This window comes from Streptomyces sp. NPDC007162, assembly GCF_040634175.1.
Classification (GTDB): domain Bacteria; phylum Actinomycetota; class Actinomycetes; order Streptomycetales; family Streptomycetaceae; genus Streptomyces.
The window spans coordinates 1-2089 of sequence record NZ_JBEYFC010000902.1 but is presented as its reverse complement, the minus strand read 5'-3'; the positions used below and the strand labels follow the sequence as shown (position 1 = coordinate 2089).

At 70.6% G+C, this 2089-nt stretch carries 3 protein-coding genes and 1 pseudogene; 2 read left to right on the top strand and 2 right to left on the bottom strand.

The window, feature by feature from the left end; genetic code table 11:
- Positions 1–423 (top strand): annotated as a pseudogene (locus tag ABZ646_RS45610) (SAM-dependent methyltransferase); the annotation flags it as partial.
- Positions 424–477: 54 nt separating this feature from the next.
- On the opposite strand, the gene ABZ646_RS45605 reads toward ABZ646_RS45610, so the two are convergent.
- Positions 478–960 (bottom strand): VOC family protein, encoded by a 483-nt coding sequence (locus ABZ646_RS45605; protein ID WP_360533413.1) that lies wholly within the window; start codon positions 958–960, stop codon positions 478–480.
- A 107-nt stretch (positions 961–1067) separates the two neighbouring features.
- Complete coding sequence (locus ABZ646_RS45600) at positions 1068–1418, bottom strand: helix-turn-helix transcriptional regulator (protein WP_360533410.1); 351 nt, start codon at positions 1416–1418, stop codon at positions 1068–1070.
- A gap of 56 nt (positions 1419–1474) precedes the next feature.
- On the opposite strand from ABZ646_RS45600, the gene ABZ646_RS45595 reads away from it, so the two are divergent.
- The coding region (locus tag ABZ646_RS45595; RefSeq protein ID WP_360533407.1) for a class I SAM-dependent methyltransferase at positions 1475–2089 on the top strand (615 nt) is incomplete at its 3' end.

Sequence of the window (2089 nt, the reverse complement as noted above, 5' to 3'; positions counted from 1 at the left end):
GCGCCCGTGGAACTGCTCACCTCAGCGGTCAGTGCCCTCGTCTTCGCCGCCGCCGCCCTGCGTACCAGCTGGCGGCTGGCCCTGATCACGTTCGCCGAGCACGCCCGGCTGCTGCGCCGCGGCGGACGCTACGTGACGGTCACCGGCTGCTACAACGACGCCTACGGCCGGGCGTCCCGTGAGGTGTCCCTGATCAACGCACACTACATCTGCGACATCCACCCGAGGTCGGAGTACTTCCGGGCGATGGCCAAGAACCGGCTGGTCCCCGTCCACGTGGAGGACCTCACCCAGGCGACGATCCCGTACTGGGAACTGCGCAAGCAAGCCGATCACCTGGTGACGGGCATCGAGGACGCGTTCCTCACCGCGTACAAGAACGGCAGCTTCCAGTACCTGCTGATCGTGGCCGACCGGGTCTGACCGGTGTGCCGACGGGGGCGGTGTCCGCGGACACCGCCCCCGTCCCGGTGCGGGTCACTCCCCCGCGTACGCCTTCCTCAGCGCGGCGATGTCGAGCTTGCCCATGGCGTACATCGCCCGGGTGGTGCGCGCCGCCTTCTCCGGGTCGGGGTCGCCGATCATCTCGATCAGCCCCTCCGGAATGACCTGCCAGGACACTCCGTACCTGTCCTTGAGCCAACCGCACGGGCCGGGCTCGCCGCCGTTCTCGGTGAGCTTCGCCCAGTAGTGGTCGACCTCCTCCTGGCCATCGCAGTGGATCTGGAAGGAGATCGCCTCGTTGAACTTGAACTGGGGGCCGCCGTTGAGCGCGACGAACCGGTGCCCGTCGGCCGTGAAGTCGACGGCGATCACCGAGCCCGCGGGCCCCGGTCCGGCCTCGGTGTAGCGGCCGACCCGGCCGATGCTGGAGTTCTTGAAGATCGACACGTAGTAGTGGGCGGCTTCCTCGGCCTGGCCGTCGAACCAGAGACACGTGGTGAATCCGTCGGTGGTCATGGGCACCTCCTGGAGCGTGGAACGCGGTCATGTGTACCGACCGCCGACCGCCGGAAAACTCATCGGTCGTCCTTGATCCGCACCGCGGGGCACGGGCCGATCCGCCGTCAGGCGGCCAGGCACATGCCCCGGTGGGTGTTCGGCGCGGCCTGCCGCCGGGTGAACTCCGTCTGGACCAGGGTGAGCAGACCACCCAGGTCGAGGCCGAGCGCCCGGGCGGCGGCCCCGAGCACCTCCGAGGATGCCTCCTTGCGGCCGCGCTCGATCTCGGAGAGGTACGGCAGGGAGATCCGGGCCGTCTCGGCGACCTCCTTGAGGGTGCGCTCCTGGGCCAGCCGCTGTTTGCGCAGCACGTCACCGAGGAGGTCGCGCCAGAGCGGCTCCCTGGGCTCGGGGGCCGGCTCCTGGGGACGCAGCGGGATGACACGGGCGTGGTCGTTCGGCGATTGGCTGTTCACGCCCCCACCCTAAAAGCAGTGGCACGCGGAAGGCGGGGATCGGCATTCTGCCCTGCGTGGACGCACTGGAATTCCGGGCGGGGAATCCGCGGTTGCGGGACATCTTCGACGAGGACGCCGAGCGGTACGAGCGGGCGCGGCCCCGCTATCCCGCCTCCCTGACCGGGGAACTGATCCGGGTGACGGGGGCCGCGCCGGGGGTGCGGGTGCTGGAGATCGCCCCGGGCACCGGCCAGCTCACCGTCGATCTGGCCGGATCCGGATGTGCGATCACCGCCGTGGAGATCGGCCCGAACATGGCAGCGGTGGCCCGTCGGCGGCTGGCCGCCCACGCCGGCGCGGAGGTGGTGGTCGCGGCCTTCGAACAGTGGGAGCCGCCGGCGGAGCCCTTCGACGCCGTGGTCTGCGCGACCGCCTTCCACTGGATCGACCCGGCCGTGCGACTGCCGAAGGCGGCCGGGGTGCTGCGCCCCGGCGGGCTGCTCGGCGTGATCGGCACCCACCACGTGGCGGGCGGCACCGAGGACTTCTTCGCCGAGGTCCAGGAATGTTACGAACGCTGGGATCCGGCCACCCCGCCCGGGCTGCGCCAGACCCGTGAGTCCGACCTCGCGACGGACACGGGCGAGTTCACCGGCTCCCCGTACTTCACCGACGTGACCGTGCACACG

Coding starts and splice junctions, on each gene's coding strand:
- ABZ646_RS45605 (WP_360533413.1), bottom strand. CDS start 960: ATGACCACCGACGGATTCACCACGTGTCTCTGGTTCGACGGCCAGGCC.